This window comes from Luteimonas sp. 8-5 (assembly GCF_029763755.1).
In the GTDB taxonomy this organism is placed as follows: domain Bacteria; phylum Pseudomonadota; class Gammaproteobacteria; order Xanthomonadales; family Xanthomonadaceae; genus Cognatiluteimonas.
In genome coordinates this window covers 42,013-55,642 of sequence record NZ_JARUVM010000001.1, presented here as the reverse complement: position 1 = coordinate 55,642, position 13,630 = coordinate 42,013, and the positions used below count along the sequence as shown (strand labels likewise).

The following is a 13,630-nucleotide window of genomic DNA, read 5'->3' as shown; positions in this document are numbered from 1 at the left end:
CGATATCGTGACCGCGACCTCAGTATCCGGGGGGCGCTTTGCCGGGCGGAAAATCGAGGAACATCCTGGCCACCGCCGCGTCGATGTCGGCGTTGATCTTCGCCGGCGTGTTCGGCACCGTGTCGTCGGCCACGGCGCTCCACACCGCGCGCTTGGTGCTCGTGTCGAACATGTCGACGACCAGGGTACCGACGGTGTAGGTGGTCACCTGGGTGCGATAGCCCATCGGCGGACCCCACGCCCACGGGCCATACCAGCCCCATCCGGTCCACATCGGGCCGTCGTAGAAGCTGTCGAGCCGGTGTTCCTGGTGGGTGGCGACGTGGGCGGCGAGCACGACGTCGGCCTCGGCGACCGGGACCTGGCGCCAGCCCTTCGCCCTCAGCTGTTCGTCGATTCGGGTGACGATGCGCTGCATGGCCAGCGCCGTGCCGCCACTGGGCTTCTCGCGCCAGCCATAGGTCTGGTAGCGGGCGAAGTCCACCGACGGATCGTGCTCGGTCTGCACCCGCGGAATGGAAGCGCAGCCGGCCACGGCGAGGGCCACGGCGGCAGTTGCGGCAATCTGTACGAAACGCTTGTGTACGAGGCGTGTCATGGGAGGCCTCCCGGATCGCGGTCTGGCCTCCAGCTTGACCCGCACCCGGTGGTGGCGCGGTGAATGGGGCCTAGGCCCAGGGATCGCGGAGCACGATGTTGGCGTCTCGGTCCGGACCGGTGCTGACGATCGCCAGCGGGCTGCCGGCCAGCTCTTCCAGCGCGCGCAGGTAGGCGCGGGCCGCCGGCGGCAGCTTGTCCCACTCGGTGATGCCGTGGGTGCTTTCCTGCCAGCCGGGGAACTCCAGGTACACCGGGGTGCACTCGTCCCAGCCCTGCGCGTCGAGGGGCGCGTATTCGCTGCGCTTGCCGTGGTACTCGTAGGCGATGCAGATCTTCAGCGTCTCCATGCCGTCGAGGATGTCGAGCTTGGTGATGCACAGGCCGGTGATGCCGTTGATCGCCACGGCGCGCTTGAGCGCGACCACGTCCATCCAGCCGCAGCGGCGAGGGCGGCCGGTGGTGGCGCCATATTCCTGGCCGCGGTCGCGGATGCCTTGGCCGACCTCGTCGTGCAGCTCGGTCGGGAACGGGCCGCCGCCGACGCGGGTGGCGTAGGCCTTGGCGATGCCCAGCACGTAGTCGATCGCGTCCGCGCCGACGCCGGTGCCGGCCAGCGCGCCGCCGGTGGTCGTGTTGGAGGACGTGACGTAGGGATAGGTGCCGTGGTCGATGTCCAGCAGCGAACCCTGCGCACCTTCGAACAGCACGCGCTTGCCCTGCTTGCGCAGCTCGTGCAGCACGCCGGCGACGTCGGACTTCATCGGCTCGATGTATTCGCCGAACGCCAGCGCCTCGTCCAGCGTCTTCTGGAAATCGACCGGTTCGGCCTTGAGGTAATTGACCAGCACGAAGTTGTGGTAGTCGAGCGTGGAGCGCAGCTTCTCGGCGAGTTCGTCGGGATAGTGCAGGTCCGCGACGCGGATGCCGCGGCGCGCGACCTTGTCCTCGTAGGCGGGGCCGATGCCGCGCCCGGTGGTGCCGATGGCGGCGCCGCCGGCGGCCTTCTCGCGCGCCTGGTCCAGGATCACGTGGTACGGCATGATGATCGGCGTCGCGGGGCTGATCTTCAGCCGGGAACGCACGTCCACGCCGGTGGCCTCCAGCTCCTCGATCTCCTTGCGCAGCGCGCCGGGATGCAGGACCACGCCGTTGCCGATCAGGCACAGCGCGTCGTCGCGCAGGATGCCCGACGGGATCAGGTGAAGCACCGTCTTCTTGCCGTTGATCACCAGCGTGTGGCCGGCGTTGTGGCCGCCCTGGAAACGCACGACCGCGCCGATGTCCTGCGTCAGCAGGTCGACGATCTTGCCCTTGCCTTCATCGCCCCACTGGGCACCGAGAACGACGACTGACTGACCCATCTGCACAACTCCTGTAGGAGCGGCGGAAGCCGCGACCAAGACACGCAAAAAGCCGGCGGGGAGGACCCCCGTCCGGCTTTTGTGCATTCTACAGCAGGTGGCGGGCGAAGAGCAGCGACAGCAGCCCGGCGGCCACCACCAGGGCGCCGACCGCGCGCAGCTGGCGGTTGGGCATGGCGTGGAGCTGCTCGGCGGCACGCCGCCAGGCGTCAGGCAGGGCGAACAGCAGCAGGCCCTCGAAGACGGCCATCAGGCACAGCGCCGTCCACAGCTCGCTCAACGGTCTTCTTGCAGGTATTTCAGGAACGGGTCGTCGCGGTCCAGCACGATCGCCGAGTTGCCGCTGGCGAAGGCCTTGCGGTAGGCCTCCAGGCTGCGGTGGAAGGCATAGAACGCCGGATCGCGCCCGTAGGCCTCGGCGTAGATCCGCGCCGCCTCCGCGTCGCCCTCGCCGCGCAGCTTCTGCGCGTCGCGCTCGGCCTCGGCCAGGATCACCGCCTGCTGGCGGTCGGCCTCGGAACGGATCTGCTGCGACAACTCCTCGCCCTCGGCGCGCAGCTTGCTGGCGACCTGCTGGCGCTGGGCACGCATGCGCCGGTACACCTGCTCGATGACCTCGCCGCCGGTGGGCAGGTCGATGCGCTTGATCCGCAAGTCGACGATCTTCACGCCCAGGGTGGCCGCGCCGCGGTTGATCGTCCCGATCTGGCGGGCCACGACCTCGTTGCGGTCGCCGGACACGACCTGCTGCAGCGTGCGCGAGTTGATCTCGTTGCGCAGCGAATCCCTGATGATCGGCGCCAGGCGCGCGACCGCGACCGATTCGTCGCCGCCGGTGGCGCGGTAGAAGGTGCGCGCGTCCTCGATCTTGCCGATGGCGAAGAAGTCGACGCTGACGTCCTTCTTCTCCGATGTCAGGTAGCGCTCGGGCTCGGCGTCGAGGACCTGCAGGCGACGGTCGTAGACGTGGGCGGTCTCGACCAGCGGCCACTTGAAGTGCAGGCCGGGGCCGACGTCGCTGCGCACGACCTTGCCCAGGTTCAGGACGATCGCCACGTGGCCCTCGTTGACCACGTACACCGAGCCGAACAGCGCCAGCACCGCGGCAATGAGCAGGGGGATCCAGGCAGTGGTCTTCATCGGCCGGGCTCCTGTCGGGTGCCGCGCGGCTCACGCGGCGGGCGCGGGGTGGAAGTCGTGGAATCGACGGCGGGAGCGACGATCTCCGGGGTGATGAGCGGCGCCGTGGCGCCGCCCGTGGCCGCATTGGCGCCCGCCATCGGCACGTAGATCAGCTGCCGGCTGTCGCCGCCGACGATGATGCGGTTTCCGGCCAGCACCTGCTGCACGGTTTCCAGCCACAGGCGCTTGCGGGTGACCTCCGGCGCGGCCTTGTACTCGTCCAGCAGCAGGCTGAAGCGGGTGGCGTCGCCGGTGGCGCCGTCGATCTTGGCGGCCTTGTAGCCTTCGGCCACGGTGCGCACGCGCGCGGCCTGGCCGCGTGCCTCGGGCACGATCCGGCTGGCGTAAGCCTCGGCCTCGCTGCGCGCGCGGTCCTTGTCCTGCTGTGCGCTGTTGACGTCGTCGAACGCCGGCTTCACTTCCTCGGGCGGACGCGCGTTGGGCAGGTTGAGCTCGGTCACGATCAGGCCGGTGCGATATTCCTTCAGCGCTTCCTGCAGCTTCTCGCGCGCGGAGGCCGACAGGGCGCTGCGCGCGCTCAGCACGGTATCGAGTTCGGAGCGGCCCACCTGCTCGCGCACGGCGCTGAGCGTCGCCTGCTGCAGCACCTGGTCGGCGTTGCGGGTCCCGAACAGGTACAGCTCCGGATCGTCGACGCGGTACTGCACGTTGACCTCGACCGTGACGATGTTCTCGTCGCGGGTCAGCACCGGCACCGTGTCGCTGAAGGTCTTGATCCGGGTCGCCTCGACCTTGATCACCCGCTCCACCGGCCACGGCCACTTGAGGTGCGGCCCCGGCTGCATGATCCGCGCGACCTCGCCGAAGCGCAGGACCACGCCGCGCTGCTGCTCGGTGACCAGCACGAAGCAGTTGAACACCAGCCACAGCGCGACCAGCAGCCCGGCCCAGCGCGCGATGCTGGCGCCGCCGCCGTTGCCGCCGCCGAACACGCCGCGCAGCGGCTCGAGCAGCCGGTCCAGGGGGTTCGCGTTTCCGCGCTTGCGTGGGGTGCGGCCGTTGTTGCCGGACCCGCCGGGAATGTTCCAGGCCATCTTTACTCCAGGGAATCCGGTCGATTCTATCCGGCCGCGCCGTGGGGGTCGACCGCAGCGGCGTCGGCCAGCAAGGCCTGCAGGGGCGCGCCCCAGGACTGGCTGGCCAGGCGCACCGCATCGGCGTGTGCCAGGTCCAGGTCGAGGTGCCAGCCGGCTTCGTCGTGGGTTTCGCCGCGCACCGCGTCGAGTTCGTGCAGGCGCGCGCGCAGGCGCCCGGCTTCCGGCGGCAGTTGCAGGCCGGCACGGATCCGGTGCAGGCCCAGGCGTGCGCCCAGGGCGTCGCGCAGCAGGTCGAGGCCGAGGCCTTCCTTCGCCGAGATCCAGGCGCGTTCGCGGCTGCCATGGCCGGTGCCGTTGCCGGGAAGGTCGTGGCGCGGGGCGATGCCCTGCCCTTCGCCCGCGTCGACCCGGTCGATCTTGTTGTAGACCAGCAGCTGGGGGATGTCGCCGGCGCCGATCTCGGCCAGGACCGCGTCGACCTGGGCGATGCGCTCCTCGCGCAGCGGATCGGCGGCGTCGACCAGGTGCAGCAGCAGGTCGGCCTCGCGCGCCTCGCTCAGGGTCGAGCGGAATGCCGCCACCAGCTCGTGCGGCAGGTCGCGGACGAAGCCCACGGTGTCGGCCAGGACGATATGGCCGCCGGGCAGCGAAACCCGGCGCACGGTCGGGTCCAGGGTCGCGAAGAGCTGGTCGGCGGCGTAGGCGTCGGCGCCGGTCAGCGCATTGAACAGGGTCGACTTGCCGGCGTTGGTGTATCCCACCAGCGCCACCCGCGGCAGCTCGCTGCGCACGCGCGCACGGCGCATCTGGGTGCGCTGGACCTCGACCTTGTCCAGCCGTTTCTGCAACTGCTCGACCCGCTTCTGCAGCAGGCGGCGGTCGGTCTCGAGCTGGGTTTCGCCGGGGCCGCGCAGGCCGATGGCACCGCCGCGCTGGCGCTCCAGGTGGGTCCAGCCCCGCACCAGGCGCGTGGCCATGTGCCGCAACTGGGCGAGCTCGACCTGGAGCTTGCCTTCGGCGCTGCGCGCGCGCTGCGAGAAGATGTCCAGGATCAGGCCTGTGCGGTCGACCACGCGCCGCTGCAGCGCCTTTTCCAGGTTGCGCTCCTGCACCGGGGTCAGCGGATGGTTGACCAGGACCAGGTCGGCGCCCGTGGCGTCGGCCGCGGCCCTGACCTCCTCCAGCTTGCCGCTGCCGATCAGGGTGGCCGGGTTCGGGCGGTCGATGCGGGCATTGAGCAATGCCGCCACGCTGGCCCCGGCCGACCGCGCCAGGTCGGCGAACTCCTCCAGCAGCCCCTCGTCGGGCGGCCCGCCCGCGTGGGGCTGGATCAGCAGCGCGTTTTCACCCTTGCGGGAACGTTCGAACATCGATCCGAGATGCGGGCAGGCAGGGCCCTATTCAAGCCTCGCGATGAGCCTCGCAATCAGGCCTCGTCGGCGGTCGCCGGCTGGGCCTCGTCCTCGCCGGCCTGGGCGGGGCTGTTCATGCGCACGTTGCGCGCCGGCACCACGGTGGAGATCGCATGCTTGTAGACCATCTGGCTGACGGTGTTGCGCAGCAGGACCACGAACTGGTCGAAGGACTCGACGGTGCCCTGGAGCTTGATGCCGTTGACCAGGTAGATCGAAACCGGCACGCGTTCGCGGCGCAGTGCGTTCAGGAACGGGTCCTGCAGGGATTGCCCCTTGGACATGGTGTAGCCCCCTCTGTCTGTTCTTCTTTGTGTGTTGTTATTCCGCCCGGTCGCCCGGCCGCATCGCCCGACCCACGCTCCCCGTGGCGGCGACCGGCCCGATGCTACCCCAAGAACATCGACAGCGCCCGCTCCAGGTGCGCGCCGTCACATTCCGGGTCGAACCAGCGCGCGCCGAGCTCGCCGCGCAGCCAGGTGGTCTGGCGCTTGGCGAGCTGGCGGGTGGCGGCGATCGCGCGCTCCCGGAACCCGGCCGGGTCGGCTTCCCCGCCGTCCAGGAACTCCCACGCCTGGCGATAGCCCACCGCGCGGATCGCGGGCAGGTCCAGCGGCGCGGGATGGGCTGCCAGTTGCGGCAGGGCGCGCAACGCCCGCACTTCGTCGAGGAATCCCTGTTCCAGCATCAGGTCGAAGCGACGTTCGATGCGGGCGTGCAGCGCCGCCCGATCCTTTGGCGCAAGCACCAGCGGCAGCACCCGCAGGGGCAAGCGCTCACGCACGGCTTCGCGCTGCCATTCGGTGATCGGCCGCCCGCTGCTCCGGTACACCTCCAGCGCGCGCTGGATGCGCTGGGCGTCGGTGGCGTGGATGCGCGCGGCCGCCGTCGGGTCGACCGCCGCCAGTTCGGCGTGCAGGGCGGCCCAACCCCGGGTTTCGGCCTCGCGTTCCAGTTGCGCGCGCAACGCCGGGTCGGCACCGGGCATGTCGGCCAGGCCGTGCAGCAACGCCTGGAAATACAGGCCGGTTCCGCCGGCCAGGATCGGCAACCGCCGGCGCGCGACGATGCCGTCGATCGCCACGCGCGCATCGGCGGCGAACTCGGCGGCCGAATACGTTTGCCACGGATCGCGGACATCGAGCAGGTGATGCGGCACCGCGGCCTGCTCGGCTGCGCTGGGCATGGCCGCACCGATGTCCAGCCCGCGATAGACCAGCGCCGAGTCGACGCTCACGATCTCGCCGCCCAGGCGACCGGCCCATTCCAATGCCAGCGCTGTCTTGCCCGACGCGGTCGGGCCCATCAGCGCCAGCGCCGGCGGGCGCCGATCGATCGCCATGGCGAAACCTCAGGAGCCCGACGCGAGTTTCGCGTGGACCTGTTCGTGGGTGGCCTGCACCTGCACCGAAGGCTCGCGGTCGAGCAGGCTCGCCACCACCACCGCGATGCCCGCGGCAACGAAGCCCGGCACCATCTCGTACAACGCGCTGCCGGTATGTTTCCACAGCAGCACCACCAGTGCGCCGGTGACCATGCCTGCGAGCGCGCCGATGCCGGTCATGCGCTTCCAGAACAGCGACAGCAGCACCACCGGGCCGAACGCGGCGCCGAAGCCGGCCCAGGCGTACGCCACCAGGCCGAGCACCCTGCTCTCCGGGTCGCGCGCGATCCAGATCGCGACCAGCGCGACCAGCAGCACCATCGTGCGGCCGACCCATACCAGTTCGCGCTCGCTGGCATGCTTGCGAACGAAGCCGTGGTAGAAGTCCTCGGTGAGCGCGCTCGAGCACACCAGCAACTGGCACGACAGCGTGCTCATGATCGCCGCCAGGATCGCCGACAACAGCACGCCCGCGACCCAGGGATTGAACAGCGCCTCGGCCAACTCGATGAACACCCGCTCCGGGTTGGCCGCGACCGCGTCCGCACCGCTGCCCGGATGCCCGGCGAAATAGGCGATGCCGAAGAAGCCGGTCGCGATCGCGCCGAGCAGGCACAGGATCATCCAGGTCATGCCGATGCGGCGCGCATTCGGGATCACGGCCAGGGATTCGGCGGCCATGAAGCGGGCGAGGATGTGCGGTTGTCCGCAGTACCCCAGGCCCCAGGCCAGCAGCGAAACGATGCCGACCAGGCCGAGCTCGCCGCCCCGGAACCAGTCGAGCTTCGCCGGATCGAGTTGCTCGACCACGGCGAAACTGGCCCCCAGGCCGCCGGTAGCGACGATGACCACGATCGGCGTGAGCAGCAGCGCGAAAATCATCAGCGTCGCCTGCACCGTATCGGTCCAGCTCACCGCGAGGAAGCCCCCGACCAGTGTGTACAGGATGGTCGCGGCGGCACCCCACCACAGCGCCTGTGCATACGGCAGCCCGAACACGCTCTCGAACAGGCGCGCGCCGGCCACGATGCCGCTGGCGCAATAGACCGCGAAGAACAGCAGGATCACCAGCGCCGACACGATGCGCAGCACCTTGCCGCCCGAAGCGAAGCGGGTGGTGAAGTAGTCCGGCAGGGTCAGCGCGTTCTCGCTGTGCTCGGTGTAAACGCGCAACGGCCCGGCCACGAAGCGCCAGTTGAACCAGGCGCCCACGATCAGGCCGATGGCGATCCATGCTTCAGAGGCGCCGGACAGGTACAGCGCACCGGGCAGCCCCATCAGCAACCAGCCGCTCATGTCCGAGGCGCCAGCCGACAGCGCGGTGACGTAGCCCCCCAGCGAGCGGCCGCCGAGGATGTAGTCGTCGAAGTCCCGGGTCGAGCGCCAGGCCACGAACCCGATGCCGACCATCAGCAACAGATAGGCGGAAAAAGTGACGAGCAGTGGCGTGCTTGCGGTCATACCCCACCCCCGAACCGCATAAGAACGGGCACATTTGCTCCAGCGCGGAAAAATTGCAACATCACTTCCCTTCTTGGCTGAATCCTAGACGTCGTGGTCCGCTGGGCCGCGCTCGCCACGCCGAGAAAAAGAAAGCCCAGCAAACCCGATTCCAATGACAACCAATAACGACCCATAAATGACGTTGTAAGCGGACTGCCCGAATACATTGAGCAACGATGTCAGAATCCCGCAGAATCTGCCGCAAGGACCTGCTCCTTGCATCTCACTGAAAATCACTACCAAACCGGCTGGGATAGTCACGAGCGCCACGCATGCGCCGAAAATTTTCAGCATTGCGTCTCTAGCGACCAAGAAACACCTCCTTCATCACCTGAAGAAGATCCAATGGGCCTGCCGACGGATCCTTAATCGGAGACATCCCTTGGTAATAGGGAACAAGGCATTCGCAGCCCCACGACTGCACCTGCCCAACCGTCGGATCACCGGGAATAAAACTGCTTCTGATGTCGCCAATTGAACATTGATCCTGCTTTTGTGGACAATTCGCGACTCTGCAGTACTGGGTGTAGTCGGCCAGACCAGCCTGGACCAACATCATGCTCAAATTTTCCGCACTAGAGATTTCGTTCGGTCTCAGGCCATTCCCATAGTACCTTGGAGGAAGATTTACGTTATAGATCCGCACCGGATAAGGGGATGCGGTCGGCTGCGCAGGATTGAACCTCCTGACTGGACCACGCTGCAAGCCGAACGGGTCCGAGAATGAAATCGGGTCCCCATCGACGTAAGCATAAGAATTGAGCCCCCCATTCAAACCCAGTGGATCACTCTGAACATACCTTCCTGTTGTCGGGTCGTAATCGCGGAAGTAGTTGTAGTGCAATCCACCTGCGTCGTCGTAGATTTGCCCCGGGAAGCGCAAGTCGAAAACGAATGCTTCACCATCTCCGTCAGGATCCTGGTTCGGCGGCGTTGCGCCGAAGGCTTCACCGATCGGAGACCAGGTCCAGATGGCGCACTGTCGCGCAGGGTCGATTACGGCACGCGGCGTCCCCAAATGATCCGACTGGATCTGCAGGACATTCGGTCCCGACTCAGTTGCGACGATTACACCAACGGGCAAGTGTTCCAACCAGACGATTTCCTGGATCATCGTGCCGGCGCTATCGTATATGCCAATGACTCTTCCGGACTCGTCGTAAACGAAGAACTTCTGGGCTACCGACTCTCCGTCCGGAAAACTTCTGACGCGCTCGCCCTTGGCATTGTATCGATACTGCATCAGAACTTCGCCGTTGCCGTCCAACACTTTGCTCATTCGCCCATCGGCCCCGTACTTGAATCGACGCTCCATGTCGCCCTTCAACGACTTCAGGCTCCCGTTCGCATCATAGGCGTATCTTTGGTTCCCGCCGGCACCGCTTACAATACTCAGGCGGTTACTGTCCTCTTCGTAAACGTAGGTACTCTTTCCGCTCGAGGTTCTAACGGAAATCCGATTTCCAACCAAGTCGTACTCGTACCTTTCGATCAAAGTATCAGTCGGGCCATCCTTGACCCGTGCGAGTCGATCGAGCGAATCGTATCCGTAGCGAGCCAAAACGGTGTTGTCGCTTGAGCTGTTTAGGCGCACGACGTTGCCAACAGGGTCGTGCACATACTTCAGCGCAAGGCCGTCTGGCGATTGATCGTCGACCCTGGCAACACGATAGTCCAGATCGAGAATTCTCCGCTGCTTCCTTCCATCGCCGTATGTAAGCACAGTTGCAGGACCGAACGGCGCATATGCGACCTTGGAAAGCAAGTCGACTTCGGTATCGGAGCCAGCCAACCCCACTTCAACCTTGCGCGGCCGCCCAAGCTGATCGGTCCGATAACGGACAAGATGGCCGCTCGGATACCTGATCGACTTCAATCGATCCGCGTTGTCATAGTTGTAGCGGGTAACGAACCTTCGGCCCGCAGTTACCTGAACTTTGCGAGCGACATTTCCGGCACGGTCATAGCAATACTGAGTGCTTCCGCTGGCGTCATCCACCCTTGCAAGACGACCTACCGCAAAATGCTCGTCGTCGGCACAAGCATTGTTGATCACGTCATAGCTGAAATTCATGTTCAACGAGGGCGAGTCGTATGCCACGGCGATCAGCCGATTCAAAGCATCATATGCGCGACTTGTCACTGCACCTGCAGCATCAACGGTTCCGATCTGGTTGCCCGCACTGTCATAGGAGTGACTGGTCAGGCCAGAGTCCGGGCTTTGCTGATGCTGCAGATCCCCGAACGCGTTGTATGCATAGCCGGTTACGAGTCCGCCGGGATCGGTTACTCGTACCACGCGATCAAAAGCGTCGTAGTCGAAGCTGGAGGCCGCCTCTACGCCATCCGCATCATCCGCAACCCTGATCACTCGATCCAGTTTGTCGTAATCCCTATCCACCACTCGTCCAAGCGGATCAACGACGGTTTGGACGCGGTTGCCGATGTCATAGTTGAAGTCCGTTGGATTTGCTTCCGAGTCTGCGCTGGTCTGAAGCTGTGACAGCGCGTTGTAGATGCGCAACGCCGTGAACCGGAGATCTCCGCTCGAATCCCGAACCTCTTCGGACACTCTGTTCCCAGCCGCATCGAGAACAAAACGGATGCTGCCCCCGGTATTGTCAGACACGCCCACTAGCCGATGCGCAATGTCGTATACATATTCGATATAGGCGCCATGAGGCTGGGTAATCTTCCGCACCAGCCCGGTTGGCCGATACTGGATACGGGTAATTCGATCGTCCGACTCCATGGAGTCATCGTCTCCACGAATCTTGTACGCAGTGAGCCATCCACGAGGGTGATACTCATAGTCGATCACAACACCATTCGGATCCCTGACGGACAACACCCGGCCATTGCCGTCATAGCGAAGGATATCGGTTACGTGCCCGAGCGCATCGACCACTTGTCGAAGGTCCCCACTTCGATATGAACAGGATTCCGGATCTGCGCAATCTGCAGCGTCATCCTGAAAATAACGGTATGCCGTGACATCAATGACGTCGGAGCGGGGACCGTCGACCGAAAGCAGCAAACCCACCAAGGGACATGTACCGGCGTCTACGTCCTTGGGCTCGCAGTATGTCCTGGCCGAGGTTCGTGTTTCGCCAGACAACAGGTCGGTTTCGGTTTGGCTTACTACCTGCCCGCGAGTATTGAAAGCCTTGTCTATCGAGTAAATGTCCCGAGCCGAATCTTCACTGAGATCCCCAACCACCGTGCGAGTGACATTTCCATCCGCGTCATTCGTATAACGAGTTACTCGCTCAAGCGGCGTTCCCTCCGCCTCTACCATCTGAGTCAAATAACTATCTGAATAGGCAAAACTTGTCCACACACCCATCGCGTTCTTTGCACGCGATACACGGCCCTCTATGTAGTTGAACTGCTGGTTACCCTCGCCAATTGTCTCGATCAACCAGGGGGGTGGGCTATCTCCGCCGAGGTAGCTGAACGCACGGGTTCCGGCCCCATCCGTCGTCACGGTTGCCGTCGCGCCGCTATAACTAAGCTCCGTAACCTCCACGAATCCATTAGCGGCATGCAGCTTGCTCGAGACAACGCGTCCGCGTGAATCGTATCCAAATGACGCATACCGTTGTCCTGACTCGTCGATTATTCCGCTGAGCAGATGCTTTCCGCCCGAAGGAACCAACTCCGGCTCCGCGTATAGGTATTGACGCGAGGTCCCGTCAGGATAGTGAACGCGGGTAAGGTTCCTGTTGGCGTCGTAGTCGTAACTCACGATGGCACCATCGGGGAATGCCACGGACGCAAGGAGGCTGTCCCATTCTGGACCGGCGTAGGTAAACACTGCCATTCGGCCCTGCGCGTCCATCAATCCCGTAATGCGCCCCAGAGGGTCATGGACGACAAAAACGTCATTCTCCGGATGCTCTGGATCGCGGACCTTGGTGAGAAGGCCTTCTTCATCGAACTCGCGATAGGTGCCACTTTGGTCCCTCGAGAGATAGCCGTCATCGGTGATCGCAACAGTAAGGTTTCGATGGAAGATGGAGTGAAGCTTTCCGTCGTCACCCCGCTTGTACGAGTCGATGTTCCCGTGTTCATCCACGACGCTGACCCGCGAAGTCACTCCTTGCGCCCGGTGGATGCGCCCTCCATACGTGAGTGCCCAGCCAGGGGACATACCCGGCATCGGTGCTTGCTGCCTGGAATGATAGGACCTGACAAAAGGCCGGCCAGCAAACACGAAGTCCGTTTCAAAACGCGCCTTCTCCGCAGTCGCCGGGTAGCACGGGTTGGCGTTGGCGGCGCAAGTACTCCGCTGATACACACCTGCTGTCACGGTATATGGCCCGCTGCCGCCGCAAAGCTGCCCCCAAGCGATTTCGGTCTCTCCCGAGCCGGGTGGCGACTTTCCGATGTTCCACCCGGAATTGGGAAATGCCTCTGCCGGGCACACGTAATCCTGCTTCTTCCGAAGTGTGTATGTCACATCGGACTGACCATCGTCATAGGTGATAACGAGTTTTCGCTTGGATCCGAAATCCAGTCCGAATGTACTCGCGTACTCGAACTCCGGGTCGTACTCACCGGTGACTTCAAATGTTGCATCAGGATCCCTTCCGGTCCTTATCTGCTCCACCAGATAGTCGATGATCGGTTGCTCAGACATGCAGCGACCTTCACACTCTGGAATCGACGGCCCGGCGCTGAAATGTGGTTCACCGACACCTGCCGGTGGAGCGTAAGCCGTGCGAAATTCCATACGGACGGTGCCAACGGATGCAGGCTCGATTTTCCCTGTGGCTACCCACGTCCGCCGGTAGGGAAACGGCTCCTCATACGCCTCGAAGACCTCTTCGAGTGTCGCCTTGCAAACCTGCTGTCCATAAATCGTCCACATGCAATATTTGCCCCACATGTCCTGGGCGAATACTGCCGGGATAGCGAGCACGCATGCGACAAGAAGAATGACGGCACGGGCAGTTCGCCTGGAAATGGCCTTCATACTGGGATTCCTTTCTCAGCTCGAAAAGGCTGGCGTTGCCCAAGCTGCCTATCGTCCGCCGCATTTGAGGCAGCTTGTCAACAAGGGCCCCTTCCCCGACCCCGTTCTGACCGAATCTACCCCAAGGGAGACCACTGGGGAAGAACCCAGGT

At 64.6% G+C, this 13,630-nt stretch carries 10 protein-coding genes; all 10 read right to left on the bottom strand.

The window, feature by feature from the left end:
* Positions 1–19 precede the first annotated feature (19 nt).
* The 10 genes from QAA18_RS00270 to QAA18_RS00225 all read right to left on the bottom strand — a co-directional run bounded on the left by QAA18_RS00270 (position 20) and on the right by QAA18_RS00225 (position 13,478).
* A complete protein-coding gene (locus QAA18_RS00270) occupies positions 20–598 on the bottom strand; it encodes a DUF4136 domain-containing protein (protein ID WP_279410112.1) in 579 nt (192 codons plus the stop codon).
* A gap of 70 nt (positions 599–668) precedes the next feature.
* Positions 669–1,961 carry an adenylosuccinate synthase gene (locus QAA18_RS00265; RefSeq protein ID WP_279410111.1) on the bottom strand — a complete coding sequence of 431 codons (1,293 nt, stop codon included), beginning with the start codon at positions 1,959–1,961 and terminating at the stop codon, positions 669–671.
* 88 nt (positions 1,962–2,049) lie between these two features.
* Positions 2,050–2,241, bottom strand: coding sequence for a DUF2065 domain-containing protein (locus tag QAA18_RS00260; RefSeq protein ID WP_279410109.1), 192 nt, complete (start codon positions 2,239–2,241; stop codon positions 2,050–2,052).
* Entirely contained in the window at positions 2,238–3,101 is an 864-nt protein-coding gene (hflC, locus tag QAA18_RS00255) for a protease modulator HflC (RefSeq protein WP_279410107.1), read from the bottom strand. Before hflC ends, QAA18_RS00260 begins: the two co-directional genes overlap by 4 nt.
* Complete coding sequence (hflK, locus tag QAA18_RS00250; RefSeq protein ID WP_279410105.1) at positions 3,098–4,198, bottom strand: FtsH protease activity modulator HflK; 1,101 nt, start codon at positions 4,196–4,198, stop codon at positions 3,098–3,100. Before hflK ends, hflC begins: the two co-directional genes overlap by 4 nt.
* Before the next feature lie 26 nt (positions 4,199–4,224).
* Entirely contained in the window at positions 4,225–5,571 is a 1,347-nt protein-coding gene (hflX, locus tag QAA18_RS00245; RefSeq protein WP_279410104.1) for a ribosome rescue GTPase HflX, read from the bottom strand.
* Between the two features lie 56 nt (positions 5,572–5,627).
* Positions 5,628–5,897 carry an RNA chaperone Hfq gene (hfq, locus tag QAA18_RS00240; protein ID WP_279410102.1) on the bottom strand — a complete coding sequence of 90 codons (270 nt, stop codon included), beginning with the start codon at positions 5,895–5,897 and terminating at the stop codon, positions 5,628–5,630.
* Positions 5,898–6,001: 104 nt separating this feature from the next.
* On the bottom strand, positions 6,002–6,955 hold the full coding sequence (miaA, locus tag QAA18_RS00235; protein WP_279410101.1) for a tRNA (adenosine(37)-N6)-dimethylallyltransferase MiaA: 954 nt from the start codon (positions 6,953–6,955) through the stop codon (positions 6,002–6,004).
* Between the two features lie 9 nt (positions 6,956–6,964).
* Positions 6,965–8,458 carry a sodium/proline symporter PutP gene (gene putP / locus QAA18_RS00230; protein ID WP_279410099.1) on the bottom strand — a complete coding sequence of 498 codons (1,494 nt, stop codon included), beginning with the start codon at positions 8,456–8,458 and terminating at the stop codon, positions 6,965–6,967.
* Between the two features lie 343 nt (positions 8,459–8,801).
* Positions 8,802–13,478 (bottom strand): RHS repeat-associated core domain-containing protein, encoded by a 4,677-nt coding sequence (locus QAA18_RS00225; RefSeq protein WP_279410098.1) that lies wholly within the window; start codon positions 13,476–13,478, stop codon positions 8,802–8,804.
* Between the last annotated feature and the right edge of the window lie 152 nt (positions 13,479–13,630).